At 60.6% G+C, this 15,675-nt stretch carries 11 protein-coding genes; 6 read left to right on the top strand and 5 right to left on the bottom strand.

Going from position 1 to position 15,675, the window contains the following annotated elements; translation table 11 throughout:
• Positions 1-16: 16 nt before the first annotated feature.
• From NCS67_RS21025 to NCS67_RS21015, 3 genes are read right to left on the bottom strand one after another with little or no spacing between them, the layout of a single operon-like run.
• Complete coding sequence (locus NCS67_RS21025) at positions 17-913, bottom strand: transglutaminase family protein (RefSeq protein ID WP_008347810.1); 897 nt, start codon at positions 911-913, stop codon at positions 17-19.
• Entirely contained in the window at positions 910-3,534 is a 2,625-nt protein-coding gene (locus tag NCS67_RS21020) for a circularly permuted type 2 ATP-grasp protein (protein WP_250436411.1), read from the bottom strand. Before NCS67_RS21020 ends, NCS67_RS21025 begins: the two co-directional genes overlap by 4 nt.
• Positions 3,535-3,571: 37 nt before the next feature.
• A complete protein-coding gene (locus tag NCS67_RS21015; RefSeq protein ID WP_250436410.1) occupies positions 3,572-7,006 on the bottom strand; it encodes a transglutaminase family protein in 3,435 nt (1,144 codons plus the stop codon).
• Between the two features lie 165 nt (positions 7,007-7,171).
• On the opposite strand from NCS67_RS21015, the gene NCS67_RS21010 reads away from it, so the two are divergent.
• Positions 7,172-8,242 (top strand): zinc-binding metallopeptidase family protein, encoded by a 1,071-nt coding sequence (locus NCS67_RS21010; protein ID WP_250436409.1) that lies wholly within the window; start codon positions 7,172-7,174, stop codon positions 8,240-8,242.
• 10 nt (positions 8,243-8,252) lie between these two features.
• Here NCS67_RS21010 and NCS67_RS21005 read toward each other — a convergent pair whose 3' ends face one another.
• Both NCS67_RS21005 and NCS67_RS21000 read right to left on the bottom strand, forming a co-directional pair.
• Positions 8,253-9,248: an alpha-E domain-containing protein gene (locus NCS67_RS21005; RefSeq protein WP_250436408.1), complete on the bottom strand. Its 996-nt coding sequence runs from the start codon at positions 9,246-9,248 to the stop codon at positions 8,253-8,255.
• 60 nt (positions 9,249-9,308) lie between these two features.
• Positions 9,309-10,781 (bottom strand): circularly permuted type 2 ATP-grasp protein, encoded by a 1,473-nt coding sequence (locus NCS67_RS21000; RefSeq protein ID WP_008347805.1) that lies wholly within the window; start codon positions 10,779-10,781, stop codon positions 9,309-9,311.
• Positions 10,782-11,211: 430 nt separating this feature from the next.
• Here NCS67_RS21000 and NCS67_RS20995 point away from each other — a divergent pair, with 430 nt between their 5' ends.
• The 5 genes from NCS67_RS20995 (at position 11,212) to NCS67_RS20975 (ending at position 15,663) form a co-directional block, all read left to right on the top strand.
• Positions 11,212-11,919 (top strand): YceH family protein, encoded by a 708-nt coding sequence (locus NCS67_RS20995; protein WP_033536182.1) that lies wholly within the window; start codon positions 11,212-11,214, stop codon positions 11,917-11,919.
• 3 nt (positions 11,920-11,922) lie between these two features.
• Positions 11,923-12,663: a tRNA (5-methylaminomethyl-2-thiouridine)(34)-methyltransferase MnmC2 gene (mnmC2, locus tag NCS67_RS20990; RefSeq protein ID WP_250436407.1), complete on the top strand. Its 741-nt coding sequence runs from the start codon at positions 11,923-11,925 to the stop codon at positions 12,661-12,663.
• Between the two features lie 257 nt (positions 12,664-12,920).
• The gene (locus tag NCS67_RS20985; RefSeq protein WP_309780095.1) at positions 12,921-13,121 is read left to right on the top strand and encodes a DUF3311 domain-containing protein; all 201 of its coding nucleotides are present in this window, start codon (positions 12,921-12,923) and stop codon (positions 13,119-13,121) included.
• Entirely contained in the window at positions 13,118-14,599 is a 1,482-nt protein-coding gene (gene mctP, locus NCS67_RS20980; protein WP_250436404.1) for a monocarboxylate uptake permease MctP, read from the top strand. The genes NCS67_RS20985 and mctP overlap by 4 nt, the downstream gene beginning before the upstream one ends.
• A 128-nt stretch (positions 14,600-14,727) precedes the next feature.
• Positions 14,728-15,663, top strand: a complete 936-nt coding sequence (locus NCS67_RS20975) for an LLM class oxidoreductase (RefSeq protein WP_175980634.1) — start codon at positions 14,728-14,730, stop codon at positions 15,661-15,663.
• Positions 15,664-15,675 lie beyond the last annotated feature (12 nt).

The following is a 15,675-nucleotide window of genomic DNA, read 5'->3' as shown; positions in this document are numbered from 1 at the left end:
TGCATGGACATGCACCTTATAACGCCAGCACATTCACCGCCACATCCACATGGTGCGCGCCTCCGCCGAGAATCATCCCGCGCAGCAACGACACATCGCTGTAATCGCGCCCCGTCGCGAGCGTCACATGGTCGAGGTCCGCGAGCACATCATTGGTCGGATCGAGGTCGATCCATCCGCTTTGCGGACAATGCACCGACACCCACGCATGCGAAGCATCGGCGCCGATCAACCTCGGGTGCCCCGGCGGCGGATCGTTGCGCAGATAGCCGCTCACATAACGAGCAGGCAATCCAAGCGCACGCAGGCAGCCGATCATCACTTGCGAGAAGTCCTGACACACGCCATGACGCAATTCGAACGCACGCGATGCGGGCGTATCGAACGCAGTCGCAGACGGTTTGTAGTCGAAGTCCGCATGAATGCGATGCATCAGATCGATGGCGCCCGCGACGAGCGGCGTGCCCTTATCGAAGCTCGCTTGCGCATACGCGCGCAATGCATGATCGAGCGAGATATTGGGCGACGCATAACAGAATTCGCTTTCCGGATAGAACGAACCACTCGCGCTGTAGCGCAAGCGATCCGCGACATCTTCCCAAGGCGGCGTCGCTTCGGCATCGAGCGCATCCCAGCGCGGCGTAAGCCGGACCGTGGTTTCGCTCGTCATCGAAAGCCGTTCGTGCGGCGCATCGAGCGAGAAGTACAACACGTCATTGCCGAATGCATCGACGCGGCTATGCACATAAGACGGTACCGGATCGATGCGCTCGGTATGCGAGATAACCTGCTGCCAGGGGCAATGCAGCGGACGGATCGTCGCCAGGTGCTGCGCGATTTCGACGGGCGTCGAGTATCGATAGGTGGTCCGATGCGTGACCGCGAGCACGGTATCGTTCAGGCCAAGGCTCATGACGACACCTGTGCGGCAAGCGTATTCGCGTGACTGAAGTAGCGCGCGCTGACTTCGTTCGATGCCGCGCTGACCGACGCAACGAGCCGGTCGCATACCGCGATCAGCGCATCGTGACGGCCATCGGCCCGCGTTTCGCAAAGCGCGGCGAGATCGGGCAACGCATCGGCGTGAACGAGAAGATCAGCGAAACGTGTCGCTTGTGCGCGGCGTGCGCCACCGGCTGCGGCAGCGATCTCATCGAGCTTCGTACGCAAGCGCGAGTACACCCCATAGAGTCCGCGCGGATTGGTTTGATCGACGACGATGAGATCGATCAACGCCGGCACTTCGAGTCTTCCCGGATAAAGCGAGCGATACGTGAGCGTGCTGTCGAAGAGTTGCAAGAGAAGATCGAAGCCCGCGGGCGACGCGAGCGTGCCCCGCTCGGCGACGACATGCAGGATCGTAGCCATCGTCGATACGCGTTCGATATGTCTTCCGATGAAGAGCAGCCGCCATGCTTCATCACGCGTCATGCGATCGCCTTGCGCGCCGCTGATTGCGGACAATTGCGTCGCAAGATGTTCGAGCGCGCCTGCAAGCATCACGCGATCGTAATCGCGGCCGATGCGAACCGTGCCTTCATCTGCCTTATCGCTCGGCGAGAGACGCGCGAGCGCATCACGAAAGTCGTTGCGCGATGCGAGGATCGTGCGCCAGTGGTCCGTCGAAAGCCGGTCGCGAATTTCGCCACATGCGCGCGCCTGATCCGCGAGATTGTCGCCGATGCTCGTCGCTTTGCTCGATTCCGGCAAGCCCGCGACGAGCACACGTTCGAACGCTTGCGGCGTGCTGCGCGCGAGCGTTTCGCCCGATGGGATGAGTCCGCATTGCGATGCGAGTTCAGTGAGCGTCGGAAAGAGCTCTTCAGCATCGTTGCCATCGAGCATGCCGAGCAGAAGGCGGCACAAGCGCACGTTGTTTTCCGCGCGCTCGCCATAACGACCCGCCCAGAAAAGATTCTCCGCGGCTCGGCTCGACACGATGCGATGCTTGCGCAGCTCGCCCGGCTTCATCGGCGTCGGTTGCAACGACACGGCGCTGCCGGGCTGGCTCGACATCACCCATGTATCGACGCTGCTGCCGCCGAACTGCATGGACACGGTCGCGCGCTTGTCGGCCGCGAGCCGCGTGAAGCCGCCTGGCATCACGCTCCAGCTTCCGTCGATGTTGGCGATCGCATAGGCGCGCAGCACGCATGGACGCGAGCCGAGCGCGCCATCATGAAAGCGCGGCGCCGTGGAGAACGGCAGATTCTCCTGCACCGTGAAGACATCCGGCGCGCGTTCGATGCGTTCGCGCCACGCCGAAAGCGCCTGCACGCCCGCATCGATGCCCGGTGCGTGATCGGCCTGCGCGCCAGGCCATGTCGGCGCGATGAGCGCGTGATCGAGGCGCTCGAATACTTCGGACCGCGCGGCTTCTTCGCCGCACCACCATGTCGGCACCGTCGGCAATTCCAGGGTTTCATCCAGCAAGGCTTGCGCAATGCCCGGCAAAAACGCGTTGAGCGCGGGGGATTCCGTGAAGCCCGCGCCCGGCACGTTCGACACCATCACATTGCCCGCACGCATGACCTGCAGCAAGCCGGGCACGCCGATGGTGGAGTCCGCGCGCAATTCGACGGGATCGCAGAATGCATCGTCAAGACGCCGTATCACTGCGTGCACGCGCGACAGGCCGGCAAGCGTCTTCAGATAGAGCTTGTCGTGCCGCACCGTGAGGTCCTTGCCTTCGACGAGCGTCACGCCCAGATATCGCGCGAGAAACACATGCTCGAAGTAAGTCTCGCTGAATGGGCCGGGACTCAGCAACGCGATATGCGGCGCATCGTTCGATGCATCGCTGCGGCCGTCGTCGTCATCGTGCATCGTCGCGCGAGCCGCTTGCGCGATCGTCGCGATGAGTTGCGAATAGGTCGCCGCGAGACGGCTCACATGCATCGCGCGAAAGGGATCGGCGAAGAGGCTCGATACGATCAATCTGTTTTCGAGCGCATAACCCAAACCGGAAGGCACTTCGGTGCGATGCGCGATGACCGTCCACGAGCCGGATGGCGCGCGCGCGAGATCGACAGCGACGATCTGCAGAAAGCGGCCGCACGGCGGCATGAAACCCTTCACCGCGCGCAAGTAGCCGGGATGCCCGAAGACGAGCGCGCCCGGCAGCAGGCCGCGATGCAGCAATGTCTGCGGACCATAGACATCCGCGACGATCGCTTCCATCAAGCGCGCGCGTTGCGCAACGCCGCGCTCGATCAGCGCCCACTCTTCTTCATCGATGATGAGCGGCAGGAGATCGAGCGACCACGCACGCGGCTTGCCGTTATCGGCATACACGTTGTACGTGATGTCGTTGTCGCGCACCTGCTGCGCGACGGCGGCGACGCCATCGTCGAGCCGCTCGACGCCCTGCTCGCCGAGCAATTCGAAAAACTGACGCCAGGGCTCACGCAACTGGCCTGCCGCGTCGCGCAATTCGTCCCAATGCCCTTCGCGCGCGGGCAGCGTGCGCAGCAGCGCGAGCGCATCGATGCGGGCCGAGGCGATGTCGAAAGGCAAGGTCGATTGATAGGCCAATGTCGTCTCTGTTCTTTATTCGAATGATGATTGCACTTCAACGATAGCGCAGGTCGAGCGTGAACGGGAATTCGAGGCTGCGTTCGCGGGCTTCGACATGCATCGCACCGGGCGTGTGTCCTGTCGCGAAGAAGCGTGCGCGCCTGCGGCTTTCGGCTTCATAGGCGTTGACCGGGAAGGTTTGATAGTTGCGTCCGCCCGGATGCGCGACGTGGTACTGACATCCCCCGATCGCGCGTCCGGTCCATGTATCGACGATATCGAAGGTAAGCGGCGCATGTACGTCGATGGTCGGATGCAGGGATGCGGCTTGCGACCACGCGCGAAAGCGCACGCCGGCCACGTATTCGCTTACGCGCCCTGTAGGTTGCAGCGGCAGCGTCTCGCCATTGACAGTTACGACATGCCGATTGCCATTCAGGCCGAGCACGCGCACTTCGAGACGTTCGACGGATGAATCGACGAAACGCACCGTGCCGCCGATCGCGCCCTCTTCGCCCATGACGTGCCACGGTTCGAGTGCATTGCGGATCGTGAGCGCGATGCCGTTCGTATCGTATGCGCCGACGAGTGGGAAGCGGAACTCGAAATGCGGCGCGAACCAGCTTCGCTCGAATGCGAAGCCCGCTTCGCGCAACTCGCTGAGCACGTCGTCGAAATCCATTTGCACGAAAGTGCCGAGCATGAACCGGTCATGCAGTTCGGTGCCCCAGCGCGTGAGTCGCGCGGTATAGGGGGCGTTCCAAAATCGTGCAACGAGCGCGCGCAACAACAGTTGTTGCACGAGACTCATGCGCGCGTGCGGCGGCATTTCGAAGCCGCGCAGTTCGAGCAGGCCGAGCCGGCCAGTGGGCCCGTCGGGCGAATACAGCTTGTCGATGCAAAACTCCGCGCGGTGCGTGTTGCCCGTTACGTCGATCAGGATGTTGCGCAAAATGCGGTCGATAAGCCACGGCGGCACAGTGGCATTGCCGCGTCCGCCGAGCATGTCGAGTTGTCTTTGCAGTTCGGCGAACGCGATCTCGAGTTCATAGACCTGATCGTTGCGTGCTTCGTCGACGCGCGGCGCCTGACTCGTCGGACCGATAAAAAGCCCTGAAAACAGCATCGACAGCGATGGATGGTTATGCCAGTACGCGATCAGGCTCGCAAGCAGATCGGGGCGACGAAGGAATGGACTGTCGGCGGGTGTCGCACCGCCAAGCACGAAGTGATTGCCGCCGCCGGTGCCGGTGTGCCGGCCATCGAGCATGAATTTCTCGGGGCTTAAATACGACTCGTGCGCCGCGTTGTACAAGAACTCCGTGTGTTCGACAAGATCGTTCCAGTTCGCAGCCGGATGAATGTTCACCTCGATCACGCCCGGATCCGGCGTCACCTGGAGCATCTTGAGACGCGCATCGCGCGGCGGCGGATAGCCTTCGACAATGACCGGAATCTTCAGATCGGAAGCCGTGGCTTCGATGGCCGCAAGCAGATCGAGATAGTCGTCGAGTTCGGTGAGCGGCGGCATGAAGACATGCATCAGCTTGTTGCCGTTGCCGAGCTTTTCGAGGGCGTCGGCTTCCGCTTTCGGACCGGCCGCGCGCGCGGGGTCACGCGCTTCCACGCACACAGCGGTCCGCGCGATCCAGCCAGCCGACTCGCCGCGTTGCGGGACGCGCTCCCGCGACGGACCCGTTGCCATTGCATGCCGCGTTCCGACCACATCGGCATTTTGCATGCGCGATTCACTATCCAAATCCGCATATTGCATGCGTAATTCAGTCGCGGTGCGCAATGGCGTCGACGGCGCGAACGGATCGTGCGCGTGTTGCCACGGATAATCGCCTTCCGAAACCCACGGCAGCGAGTCGAGCGGCAAGCGGTAGCCCATCGGCGAATCGCCCGGAATCAGGTACATGCGCTCGTCGCGGAAGAACCACGGACCGCTGGTCCAGCGGCCCGGCTGCATCGTGGGGGCGTCTTCGCGCGAAATCGGCAGCGCGTAGCCCGTAATCGACGGAAGTCCTGCATCGAACACACGCCGCAGCCGGGCGCGCTCGAGTTCGTCGTCCAGACGCGAGTCGAAAGGATCGACGTTCACCGGCAAGCGGCGTTCGCGCCACAGGTAGTACCACGTATCCTCGTAGGCGGGTTGAATGTATTTTGAATCCAAAGACAACTTGCCAGCGAGATGACGAATGAAGCGCGCGGCGTCATCCGATGTGTAAGACGCGGGCTGCCGCTCGTCCGCAAAAAGCGACGGATCGTGCCAGCACGGTTCGCCATCCGCGCGCCAGAAAAGCGACAGCGCCCAGCGCGGCAATTGCTCGCCCGGATACCACTTGCCCTGTCCGATGTGCAGGAAGCCGCTTGCGCCGTACTGCGCGCGCAGCTTGTCCATCAGCGAAACGGCGTAGGCGCGCTTCGTCGGGCCCAGCGCATCGGTGTTCCATTCCGGTTCATCGCGATCGCGAACCGAAACATAAGTCGGCTCGCCACCCATGGTGAGACGCACATCGGATGCATTCAATCGCGCATCCACCTGCTCGCCCATACGCAGCACCGCGTTCCAGTCTTCCTCGCTATAAGGCTTCGTCACGCGCGGCGTTTCGAGCACGCGCTCGATCGACATCGCATGAACGAATTCGACTTCGCATTTGTCAATCGCGCCAGAGACCGGTGCCGCACTGTCCGGCTCCGGCGTGCACGCGACCGGAATATGTCCTTCGCCGGCGAGCAGGCCGGAAGTAGGATCGAAGCCTATCCAGCCCGCTCCAGGCAGGAACACTTCGCACCACGCGTGCAGGTCGGTGAAGTCCACTTCGGTGCCGCTCGGGCCATCGAGCGATTTGGTATCCGGTGCGAGCTGCAACAGATAGCCCGACACGAAACGCGCCGCCAGCCCGAGATGACGCAGCGTTTCCACGAGCAGCCAGCCGGAATCCCGGCACGAACCCGCCGCGCTTTCAAGCGTTTCCTCGGGCGTCTGCACGCCCGGCTCCATGCGGATCAGATAGCGAATCTCGTGGGATAGCCTTTGATTCAATTCGACGAGAAAATCGATCGTCGCGCGCGGGGAGCGATCGATACTTTCGACAAATGCGGCAAAGCGCGGAGTCGGCTCACCCTTGACCATGTAAGGCGCGAGATCATGCAGCAATTCTGGCGCATAGCTGAATGGAAACTTTTCGGCGGCCGGTTCGAGAAAAAAGTCGAACGGGTTATAGACGGCCATTTCCGCAACGAGATCGACCGTTACCTTGAATTCGCGCGTTTTCTCGGGGAAAACCAGTCGCGCCTGATAGTTCGCGAACGCGTCCTGCTGCCAATTGATGAAATGATCCTCTGGCTCGACACGCATCGAATACGACACGATCGGCGTCCGGCAATGGGGCGCAGGCCGCAAGCGCACGACTTGCGGCGAAAGACCGACGAGCCGGTCATAGCGATAGTGCGTGACATGGTTCAACGCGACACGAATGGACACACCGGACTCCTTTGCTCAATTGACGCCGCGCACGCAAGCCGCGCTGCAACGCGTTTTTCTGCTTGTCATGGAAAAAACGTTCTGACTACGGCACGATGTTTGCGACTGCTTCGCCGATAGCGCGCACACTGAACCTCGCGCAATAACACTTCCGCCGACCACACGATGAAGACCTTTCACTGCAATCGCTGCAACCAGCTCGTGTTCTTCGAGAACACGCATTGCGAAAACTGCGGCGCGCGGCTCGGCTATGTGCCCGAGATCAGTCAGATCAGCGCCTTCGAAGAAAACGGGGACGGTCGCTGGCGCAGCCTGCATCCGCTCGCCAAAGATCTCCTCTATCGGCCGTGCCATAACTACGTGGTCGAAAATGTCTGCAACTGGGTCGTTCCTGCGCCCGACGTCGATCCGGCCGACCCGCTGTGCTGCTCGTGCCAATTGACGAGCACCATTCCCAACCTCTCGAATCCGGAAAACCGCGTCTACTGGTATCGCATCGAAGCCGCGAAGCGCCGCCTGCTGTACACGTTTTCCGAGTTGGGCCTGCCCGTGAAGTCGCGTCAGGAAGATCCCGAGCGCGGCCTCGAATTCCAGTTTCTCGAAGCCGATGCGCAAGGCCATGGCGTAATGACGGGCCATAACAACGGCATCATCACGCTCAACATCGCTGAAGCTGACGATGCTCATCGCGAGAAAACGCGCTCTGCGCTTCACGAGCCGTATCGCACCTTGCTCGGTCATTTCCGTCATGAAGCCGGGCATTACTTCTTTGATCGCCTGATCGCGGACACCGCCCGCATCGCACCGTTTCGCACTGCATTCGGCGACGAACAAGCCGACTACGCCGCCGCACTCGACCGCCATTACCAGGAAGGTCCGCCCGCTCAATGGGAAGACAACTTCATCAGTGCCTACGCCACGATGCATCCGTGGGAAGACTGGGCGGAGACCTGGGCGCATTATCTGCATATCGTCGACACGCTCGATACCGCCGTATCGTGCGGCCTCGTGCTCGTGCCCGATAGTCCGCACGAGCCGACGCTTACCGATCAGACGCCCGTCGACGAAACCACGTTTGATAACCTCATGAAACGCTGGTTTCCACTCACTTATGTCCTGAATAGCCTGAATCGCAGCCTCGGCATGCCCGACGGCTATCCGTTCACGCTCGCGCCGCCTGTCATCGACAAGCTCCGCTTCGTGCATCGTGTCGTCGCGGCGGCGGCCAAGCGCTGAACGCACGCGCTCAGCCTTTGCTTTGCGACTGCGACTGCGTTTGCGATTGCATCGGCGGTTCCGGCGCGATCGGCAACAGAAAGTCGCGGCTCACACGGCCTGCGAGATCGTTCACGCGCGCGAGGAAATCCACGAGATAAGCGTGCAATCCGCCTTTCAGGATGTCGACGATGCGCCCGTTCTTCAGTTCCGAACTCAATTGCGCGGCGAGCCTCGCCGCTTCCGTATCCCGCCCTTTCGTCACGTGGCCGATCAACTGCTCCACTTCTGCGATGCTCGCTGCAAGGGAACGCGGCCAGTCGCCATAAAGAATCAGCAGCCCCGCCACGCGTTCGGGCGTAATGACATCGCGATAAACGCGGCGATACACCTCAAAACCCGATACCGACCCGAGCACCGCCACCCAATGGTGATAATCGAACGGCTGTGCGGAAGTATCCGCGCGCTGTTCCATCATTTCAAACTTGACGTCGAGAATGCGCGCTGTATTGTCCGCCCGTTCGATGAAAGTGCCGAGACGCATGAAATAGAACGCATCGTCCTTTACGAGCGTGCCGAGCTGCACGCCGCGCGAAAGATGCGAGCGGAACTTCACCCATTCGAAGAACGTATAGGGTTCGCGCTCGAGAATGCCGTCGGCAAGCATGCGCTGACAGTCGAGCCACGTCGTGTTGAGCGATTCCCATAACTCGCTGTTGGTCGAACTGCGCACGGCCCGCGCATTTTCGCGTGCAGCACGTAAACAACTGACGATGGACGAAGGATTCGACAGATCGCGCGCCATGAAGTCGATCACGTCGCGGCTTTTCATGCCGTGATGCGCGGCTGAATAAATTCCGCTCAATTCCGATATCGACAACATCGCGCGCCATCCCAGTTCCGCATACTCATCGGACTGCGGCAAAAGCGAGAGCTGATAGTTCGCATCGAGCATCCGGGCGGTGTTTTCGGCGCGTTCGGTATAGCGCGCCATCCAGAAGAGATGATCCGCGGTACGGCTCAGCATGGGTGATCCCGGTTGTTTGTCGTTGTCTTTGGTGACGCAGCGCTTTATTTATGACTGACCTCAGCGCTCGAGTACCCACGTATCTTTTGTGCCACCGCCTTGCGATGAATTCACGACGAGCGAACCTTCCCGCAATGCAACCCGCGTCAGGCCTCCCGGCACCATTCGCACTTCAGTGCCCGATAGCACGAACGGACGCAGATCGATGTGACGCGGCGCGATTCCTGTCTCCACATATGTCGGACAGGTGGAAAGTGCGAGCGTCGGCTGCGCGATGTACTTCTCCGGATGCGCTTCGAGCACAGCACGAAACTCTGCAATCTGCGCCGCGGTCGAAGCCGGGCCGACCAGCATGCCGTAACCGCCCGCGCCATGCGTCTCCTTTACGACGAGTTCGGGAAGATGGTCGAGCACATACTTCAGATCATCCGGCTTGCGGCACATCCACGTCGGCACATTGTTGAGAATCGGCTCTTCGCCGAGATAAAAGCGCACCATGTCCGGCACATACGGATAGATCGATTTATCGTCCGCGATGCCCGTCCCCACCGCGTTGCATAACGAGACGTTACCCGCGCGGTATGCACCGATCAAACCGGGCACGCCGAGCGCGGAATCCGGCCGGAACACGAGCGGGTCGAGAAAGTCATCGTCGATGCGGCGATAGATCACGTCGACGCGCTGCGGCCCTTGTGTCGTACGCATATACAGATAATCGTTCTCGACAAAGAGATCCTGCCCTTCGACGAGTTCGACACCCATCTGCTGCGCCAGAAACGCGTGCTCGAAATAAGCCGAGTTATACATCCCCGGTGTCATCACGACGATGGTCGGATTTTCGACTGCCGCGGGCGCGGCCGCGCGCAAGGTATCGAGCAGCAAGTCCGGATAGTGCGCCACCGGCGCCACGCGATTGCGCGCGAATAGATCGGGAAATAGCCGCATCATCATCTTGCGGTTTTCGAGCATGTACGAAACGCCCGATGGCACGCGCAAGTTATCTTCGAGCACATAAAACTCACCCTGCCCGGCTCGCACGATATCGATGCCCGCGATGTGCGCGTAAATATCGCGCGCAACATCGACGCCACGCATCTCGGGACGATATTGAGCGTTGCCGAGTATCTGCGCCTCGGGAATGATGCCCGCGCGAATGATGTCCTGCTGATGATAGATATCGTGGATGAAGCGGTTGAGCGCGTTCACGCGCTGCCGCAGGCCGCGCTCCAACGCGCGCCATTCATCGGCGGGGAAGATGCGCGGAATGACATCGAATGGAATCGTGCGCTCCGGAATGATGCCGGGCAGATCGCTCGTTCCGTAGACCGCGAAGGTTATGCCGACACGCCTGAAGTTGAGATCCGCTTCGGCGCGTTTGAGATCGATCTGCTGCTCGCTTTGAGCGGAAAGCCAGGCCATGAAATCGCGGTAATGCGTGCGTGGATCACCCACGCCGCGAAATGCCACCGCCGGCAACCCGCGCGCCTCCAGATCGCTGCGCTCGAACATCTCGTTGAAGAATGCTTGCGTCATAGCCGGTCTTCCAAATGAAGTGCATGCCGGGGCGTCGATTCCCCTTCGCTCGTATTCCTGGTTGCACTCGCAAACGCTTGAAGAGCCCGAAAGACGCGACGTACCCGACCGCATGGTACGTCGATAGGCGACCTCGAAGCGCGATGCTCACTTATCCGTCACACCATTGCTGTGTGAAGCATCGATTGCGCGGGCAGCCCAGTGCCGATGCAGAAAAAGCAACTTCGATGCCAATGATTAAAGCGGTTCGCCTCCTTATATAAAGCACGCTACGAATACGCCGTCGCGATCTTTTGCACCAAAACAGCGCATCGCTGCCGGACAATGCACGTGCGCTGGATGAACTTCATGCTGCATCGAGGTGCGTGAATGACAGAAGCTTCCTGCGGCGCCGGTATGATAGGCGTCTTACTGCACGTCAATCACGCTTATGAACACGCCCTCTGAAGCCACACCCCGTCCCGCACTGCGCGAACTCACGCCGCTTGAAGCCCGCGTGCTCGGCGTGCTCGTCGAGAAACAGCATACCGTGCCTGACACCTATCCTCTTTCGTTGAATTCCCTAACCGCGGGATGCAATCAGAAGACCGCACGCGCCCCGGTGATGAGCGTAAGCGAGGACGAAGTGCTGACGACGATCGATGGCCTTAAACGCCTGAGTCTCGTCATCGAAGGCAGCAGCAGCCGTGTGCCGCGCTTCGAACATAACGTGAACCGCGTGCTCGGCGTGCCGAGTCAGTCAGTCGCCCTACTTGCCACGCTATTCCTGCGGGGCCCGCAAACCGCGGCGGAGTTGCGCGCGAACAGTGCGCGGCTGCATTCGTTCGCGGATATATCATCGGTCGAGAGCTTTCTGGATGAACTCGCCGCGAATGATCCGCCGCGTGTTGTGAAGCTGCCGCGCACACCGGGCGAGCGCGAAAGCCGCTGGATGCATCTGCTTTGCGGCGAAGTAAGCTTGAGCGATATGCCTTCGCGCGAAACTCAAGGCGGCGAATCTTATTCCCTTTCCGAATTCGAAGCGTTGAAGTCCGAGCAAAAGCGCCTTGCTCATGAAGTCACGCAATTGCGCGCAATGGTTCAGCAAATGGCAGGCGAACTGGGCATCACGCTCGATCAATCGTCGCCCGATGCCTGAACGATGGAAGCGCCGCTGATTCCGGCATCGCTCGTGTTCCGTGACGGATCCCCGTATTCGCCGCGTCACGACGACATATATCACAGCGCGGCGGGCGCGCTGGCTCAGGCGCGCCATGTCTTTCTCGATGGCAATGACTTGCCCGCGCGCTGGCGCGGCAAGCATGGCTTCACGGTGCTCGAGACCGGCTTCGGCATGGGCATCAATTTCCTTGCGACGTGGGCCGCGTGGCTCGACGATGCACATCGGCCGCCGACGCTCGAATACGTATCGATAGAAAAGCATCCATTCCGCGCAGACGATCTACGCGCGGCGCACGCGGCGATCATCGACGATGCCGCTATCGCGCCGCTGGCCGACGCGCTCATTCGCGCATTGCCTCTGCTCGAAGGCGGCGTGCATCGGCGAACGTTCGTTGCCGGCGCGGTCAGGTTGACGCTTGGCTATGGCGACGCCGCCGACTTCTTGCCACGCCTGGCCGATCATGGCGTTGCAGCGGACGCCATCTATCTCGATGGCTTTGCGCCAGCCAAGAATCCGGACATGTGGACGCCCGCCGTATTCGCTTCGCTGGCGCGCATGGCAAAAGACGACGCAACCTTCGCCACGTTCACCAGCGCGGGCATTGTCAAACGCGCACTCATCGAAAGCGGATTCGAATATCGCAAGCTTGCAGGCTTCGGCGGCAAGCGCGCGATGCTCGCCGGCATGCGAGCGAGTTCTCCGCGCGTCATAACTTCGTAAGCATAGATCGCGCTTTTTGAAGGCATGAAATGACCAAAGCTATCGGCGATTCGTCGAATTCGGCAGACGCGGAAAGCCTTGCGTAAGCATCGATTGGCACAAGCCCTTTCCATCTCTTAGGCGTCCGGCAATAAAAGCGAATTAGTTGGATAATGCGCAGCCGTTCGCGGCGCGGCGCTCACTCGCATCGGCAGAACATTCGCGGAGGCCGCGCGCCGGCAAGTTCTTATCAGCGCCGATTCACGAGGAGAATAGCTTTGGAATCCGATAACGATGCGCCCCGTGGCCCATGGCTTTGGGTTGCGCTTTTGATACCCTACGTCGCACTGCTTTGGCTGCCGTTCTATAACGACACACGGCCGTCCTTCGCGGGCTTTCCGTTTTTCTATTGGTATCAGTTCTTGTGGGTGCCGCTCACTTCGCTCCTGCTTTACATCGTGCACAGGGGCCTGAAATGAACGATCTCACGCCAGTCGATCCGGTCGCGATGACCATCTTCATCGCGTTCTTCGTGCTCGTGACCGTCGTCGGCTTCTTCGCCGCGCGCTGGAAGCGAGGCGATCTCACACAGCTTCACGAATGGGGCCTCGGCGGCCGCCAGTTCGGCGTATTGATTTCATGGTTTCTCGTCGGCGGCGATTTCTATACGGCCTATACCGTGATTGCCGTGCCGGCACTTGTGTATTCGGTCGGCGCGTATGGCTTCTTTGCACTGCCCTATACGATCATCGTCTATCCGTTCGTGTTTGCAGTGATGCCCAAGCTGTGGAAGATCGCCCATGCGAAAAATCACATCACGGGCGCAGATTACGTGCAGGGCGAATACGGCGGCAAATGGTTTCCTGCTGCGGTGGCGATCACGGGCATCGTCGCAACGATGCCCTATATCGCGCTTCAGCTCGTCGGCATGCAAGTTGTCATCAAGGGCCTCGGCGTGACGGGCGAACTGCCGCTCATCATCGCATTCGTGATTCTTGCGCTTTATACCTATACGAGCGGCCTGCGCGCCCCCGCGATGATCGCCTTCGTGAAGGACATCATGATCTATATCGTCGTGATCGCGGCGGTATGGCTGATTCCTTTGAAGCTGGGCGGTTACGCGCATGTATTCGATTCGGCCGATCAATACTTCAAGGCGAAAGGTGGCCCGACGGGCATCATTCTCAAGCCGGGACAATTCACGGCCTATGCATCGCTCGCGCTCGGCTCCGCGCTCGCCGCATTCATGTATCCGCATACGATGACGGCCGTGCTCTCGTCTTCATCCGCGATGACGGTGCGCAAGAACGCCATCTTCCTGCCAGCCTATACGCTGCTTCTGGGCTTGATCGCGCTGCTGGGCTATATGGCGATCGCGGCGGGCGTGCATGTGAAGTCGGCATCGGATGTCGTGCCGGCGTTGTTCGGCACGCTGTTTCCCTCGTGGTTCGTGGGCTTCGCGGCTGCGGCTATCGCGATCAGCGCACTCGTGCCGGCGGCGATAATGTCGATCGGCGCAGCGAATCTGTTCACCCGTAACTTGTGGCGTCCACTCGTATCGCCTGACATGTCATCCACGGCTGAAGCATCGACGGCGAAGCTCGTATCGCTCGTCGTGAAATTCGGCGCGTTGCTATTCATCGTGTTCCTGCCGACACAGTATGCGATCGACCTGCAGTTGCTCGGCGGCGTATGGATTCTGCAGATATTCCCGGCCATCGTGTTCACGCTCTATACGCGCCGATTGACCACGCCCGGCCTATTTCTGGGTTGGCTGTTCGGTATCGTGCTGGGCACCGGTCTCGCGATCTCGCAAGGCCTCAAGCCGGTTTATGTCGTCCATCTCGGTGATGCTTCGTGGCCGGTCTATATCGGCCTGATTGCACTCGTCGTGAATGTCATCGTCACGTATGTCGTATCGATCGTCACTCGGCGCAGCGTAGTGCCCGCTGCTTAAAGACTCGCGTTTCAACGATGCCTGGTGCTTTATCGCGCCGGGCATCGTTTATCAAGGCAGTGATACCATCAGCGTCGGACCCTTTCCTCGACGCAACGCGTGTCATGAACGCTAGCGAAAACACTCCAATGTCGTCTTCGATCGCGAACTCGGTTTTCGCGCAAGACAAGCTCTCTATCGGCATCACGCTGCCGATCACGCGCGATAACGAGAGCGTCGTCGACTACAGCGAACAGCTATCGCTGGCGCGGCTGGCCGACCGGCTCGGCTTTCGTGCGCTCTGGGTCCGCGACGTGCCGCTCAATAGTATCGAGTATCCCGATCCGGTCGGACATCTCGACCCTTGGGTGCTGCTCGGCGCGCTGGCATCGAACACGGAACGCATTGCGCTCATCAGCGGCGCAATCGTGCTGACGCTCAGACATCCCCTTCATGTCGCCAAAGGCGCAATCTCCGTCGACGCCCTGTCTCGGCAACGCTTCATACTGGGCGTCGGTTCAGGCGATCGTCCACCGGAATACGCCGCGTTCGGCCGCGATCCGGATACACGGCGCGATCTGTACAGGCAACATTGGGAAACGCTCGCCGCTGCCGTCACCGTGCCCTCTCGCGTGATCCCCGATCATGCACCTGGAGGCGCGCCCGACTTCTATCTTTTGCCTCGCCATAACACTTCCATTCCAATGCTCGCCGTCGGTTCGGGCGGTCAGAGCGTCGACTGGATTGCGCGTCATTCGCTTGGCTGGATGACTTATCATCGCGAGCCGCAAGCTCAGCGCGGGCGATATAGCATGTGGCGTGCTGCGGTCGATCGCGCGACGTCCGGCGCTTTTCGTGCATTCGGCGTCGCAATGCGGCTCGATCTCAGCGAAGATGCGAACGAACCCGCTGTCGACATATCGCTCGGCTATCGCACGGGACGTCGCGCGCTCGTTACGCTCTTGCGCGAGATGCGCGAGAACGGAACGCATCATGTGACGCTCAACATCACATCGGAACGACGAGCTGCGCGCGATATCATCGAAGAAGTCGCCGCACATGTTCTTCCCGAGTTTCATTGCTGAATCCGTCTGCCA

The sequence above is a fragment of the Caballeronia sp. ATUFL_F2_KS9A genome (assembly GCF_023630765.1).
GTDB classification, from domain to species: Bacteria; Pseudomonadota; Gammaproteobacteria; order Burkholderiales; family Burkholderiaceae; genus Caballeronia; species Caballeronia zhejiangensis.
Note: the sequence above shows the minus strand (reverse complement) of the source record. Positions and strands in the feature narration are given on the sequence as shown.

Excerpts from the sequence above, each read along its gene's own strand:
- mnmC2 (WP_250436407.1), top strand. The coding sequence starts at position 11,923 with ATGGAAGCGCCGCTGATTCCGGCATCGCTCGTGTTCCGTGACGGATCC.
- NCS67_RS20975 (WP_175980634.1), top strand. The coding sequence starts at position 14,728 with ATGTCGTCTTCGATCGCGAACTCGGTTTTCGCGCAAGACAAGCTCTCT.
- NCS67_RS20995 (WP_033536182.1), top strand. The coding sequence starts at position 11,212 with ATGAACACGCCCTCTGAAGCCACACCCCGTCCCGCACTGCGCGAACTC.
- NCS67_RS21000 (WP_008347805.1), bottom strand. The coding sequence starts at position 10,781 with ATGACGCAAGCATTCTTCAACGAGATGTTCGAGCGCAGCGATCTGGAG.
- NCS67_RS21025 (WP_008347810.1), bottom strand. The coding sequence starts at position 913 with ATGAGCCTTGGCCTGAACGATACCGTGCTCGCGGTCACGCATCGGACC.
- mctP (WP_250436404.1), top strand. The coding sequence starts at position 13,118 with ATGAACGATCTCACGCCAGTCGATCCGGTCGCGATGACCATCTTCATC.
- NCS67_RS21005 (WP_250436408.1), bottom strand. The coding sequence starts at position 9,248 with ATGCTGAGCCGTACCGCGGATCATCTCTTCTGGATGGCGCGCTATACC.
- NCS67_RS21010 (WP_250436409.1), top strand. The coding sequence starts at position 7,172 with ATGAAGACCTTTCACTGCAATCGCTGCAACCAGCTCGTGTTCTTCGAG.